Annotated in this window: 2 protein-coding genes; both read left to right on the top strand. The window is 75.6% G+C overall.

Annotated features, from left to right (window positions below):
* Window positions 1–2,122 (top strand): hypothetical protein (locus FGF04_RS40495; protein ID WP_188114415.1); only part of this gene is annotated, 2,122 nt, incomplete at its 5' end.
* Window positions 2,119–3,092 (top strand): hypothetical protein (locus FGF04_RS38595; protein WP_149516056.1); only part of this gene is annotated, 974 nt, incomplete at its 3' end. The genes FGF04_RS40495 and FGF04_RS38595, both read left to right, overlap by 4 nt.

Raw genomic sequence — 3,092 nt, 5'->3', positions numbered from 1 at the left:
CGGCAGGACGGCGGACGCCGAGCCGGGCGCCGGCCCCGAGCCGTCCCCGCCCGACCTCATCGGCGGCCCCGCCGCCGACCCGCTCGGCGGCGAGGAGTTACCCGGAGCGGCGGCCGCCGCCTCCCGCGTCTACCGCTCGACGCTGAGCTCGCACGGCTCCGGCACCCTCATCGGCGCCGGATCCATCGACACCGTCAACATCTACGGCCGGCGGGCCGAGCGCCTGCTCGCCGGCCCGCTGCCCGAGGACGAGCTGAGCAGGCTGCGCCGGGTCTTCCAGGAACCGCCGGACTACGCCGGGCACCGCGAGCACCTGCGCGGCGGCCGCCTCCTGGTCCTGCTCGGACAGCCCGGCACCGGGCGGACCTGCACCGCACTGTCCCTGCTGGACGACCTGACCCGCGGCCGGGTCTCCCGGCTCGACCCGCGCACCGATCTCGACGAGCTGGACGACGGGCAGATCCGCGAGGGCCACGGCTACGCGCTGGAGCCCGGCGCGGGCGGGCTCCCGGACGGGACCGGCCTGGACCGGCTCTGCGAACTGCTCGGCGGCAAGCAGGCGTACGTGGTCCTGCTGGCCACGCCCGAACCCGGCGACGTGCTCTCCCGCGGCGGACGCCACCACCGCACCCACACCCCCGCGTCCCACAGCGCCGTACTGGAGGGCCACCTCGCCACCGAGCTGGAGGAGGCGGATCCCCAGCTCCACGAGCGGGCCCGCGCCACGGCCCTCGACCCCGAGGTGGCGCAGGCGACGGGGCTCGACCGACTGCGGCCGGCCGAGGCGGCCCGGCTCGCGGCGCTGCTCGCCCGCAACGCGCGGGGCCTGCTCACCCACGACGAACTCCTGGCCGCCTGCGGGAGGTTCGCCGAGGACCAGGCGGCCGAGTGGTTTGCCGGCGGCGCCGGCTCCGAGACCCCGCAGCGGCTGCGGGACGCCGCCTACCGGATCGCCGTCGCCGTGCTCGGCGGGGCCTCGCTCAGCGCCGTCGCCGAGGCGGCCGAGGTGCTCGCCTGGGAACTGGCCGTCACCGTCGACCCGGAGGCCGCCCCCGGGCGGCCGCTGTTCAGCGACGGGGTCGGCGCCCGGCTGGTCTCCGCCCGCGCGGTCGACGAACCGGGCACGGAGCAGGTCGGCACCGAGGAGGTGCCGGTCCGCACGGTCCGCTTCGGCGGCGAGGCGCTGGCCCCGGCGGTCCTCGACCACCTGTGGCAGCACCGGCACAACGCGCGGGGGCCCGTCCTGCGCTGGCTGGCCGGGCTGTGCGAGGACAACCGGCCCCAGGTCTGGGTGCGGGCCGCCGTCGCCGCCGGGCATCTGTGCCGGCTGGACTGCTCGCACACCGTGCACGAACTGGTCCAGCCCATGGCCCGGGCCGACGGGGTGCGCCGCCGCGTGTTCGCCGCGACGGTGCTCGACGTCGCCCTCCACTCCCCGGAGGTCGGCGGCGCGATCCGCGCCCTGGTCGCCTCCTGGGCCCGCCACGACCACCGGCAGCTGCGCTGGACGGCGGGCGCGGTCCTCGGCCGGGGCCGGGCCACGGCCACCACCCGGGAGGCGCTGGACCTGCTCGGCGGGATCGGCGTCCGGGCCGGGGGCGGGTCGCGGGTCGACGCGGCGGTCCAGATCGCCCMCTTCGCCGGCGCCCACCCCGAGGAGGAGACCTTCCGCCGGATCCGGACCTGGCTGTCCGACGAACGCCGCGACCGGCAGGACCTCGGCCTGCAGAGCACGGTCTGCCTCGCCTCCGTCCCCGTGTCCGACCTCTGGAACCCGCACCGGGATCTGGAGGGGTACGGCGACTGGCCGCTGCTGCTCGCCCTGACGGCCGTGTGGCCCGGCCTGGCCGCGGACCTCGCCGGACTGCTGTGGACCGCGCTGCGGACCTCCCGGTCGTACGAGGCGGCCTTCGCGGCCCTGTCCGACTGGCTGCGCGGCTCGGCCGACCAGCCCTGGGCCGGACGGCTGGAGCGCTTCCTGCCCCTGCTGGTGCTCGGCCGGGACGACCGCGACCGGCTGCTGTCCCTGATCAAGGAACTGTCCGAAGACCCCGACCAGCCGCTGAACGAACAGCAGGTCCGCCGCCTGTGGGAGGCGGTCCAGGGAGCGAGTACACCATGACGCACCAGCAGTGGGGCCAGCCCCAGCACCAGGAGTTCGCCCTGCCGCACGACCTCAGAGGTCCCTTCGTGCGGGAGTTCGCCACGCAGGCCGCCTACCGGCACCGCAACAGCCAGGTGGCCTCCGTCCTTTTTTACAAGAACGGCGGGCACAGCATCATCACCGTCCGCGGCGCCCAGCACCACGACAAGCCGCTGATGGGCAGACCCACCTCGGTCTGCTGGATCGCCCGGGGCCGCCACCAGGCCTCCTTCCAGCTGGAACTGCCCACCCACGGCGACCGGTCGACGTTCAAGGCGGGCGCCGACGTCAACTGGGAGGTGCACGACTTCTACCTGGCCGCCGAGAAGCGGGTGGTCGACGTGGAGCGCATGCTGCGCCCGCCGCTGGAGGCCCGGCTGCGCGGGCTCAGCAGGCGCTACGGCCTCGACTCGGCCCAGCAGGTCGACGAGGCGATCCAGGACGAGCTGGTCAGCGGCCGGTGGAACGACTTCGGCGCCGACCTCGGCCTGACCACCCAGGTCTACATCCGCATCGACCTGGGCCGGGCGGCCGCCGAGCACCAGGCCCAGATGGTCGCGGTGGAGAAGGGCAGCAAGGTCCAGGAGGCCATGGACCTCGCCCACAAGGCGCGTATCGCCGCCAACCTCGACGACGCCCGGAACCTGATCACGGCGGGCGAGACCGTCCAGTACGCCACGCTGCTCGCGCAGGACCCCGGCCGCGCCCGGGAGATCCTGGGCGTGCTCCAGGAGCAGGCCCGCGAACAGCGCAAGGGCGCCCTGGACTACCTCACCGACCTGATCAGCCAGGGCGTGGTGCAGCGCCACCAGATCGACGACCAGGTCCGGGCCCTCATCGACTACGGCCGCACCGTCGCCGGCGGTGTCTTCCCGGCGGGGCTGCCGCAGGCCCCGACCGCGCTGCCGGTCCCCCCGATGCCCGCCGCGCCGCCCTCGGCCCCCGCCGA

The sequence above is a fragment of the Streptomyces apricus genome (assembly GCF_008369065.1).
GTDB classification, from domain to species: domain Bacteria; phylum Actinomycetota; class Actinomycetes; order Streptomycetales; family Streptomycetaceae; genus Streptomyces; species Streptomyces apricus.
Note: the sequence above shows the minus strand (reverse complement) of the source record. Positions and strands in the feature narration are given on the sequence as shown.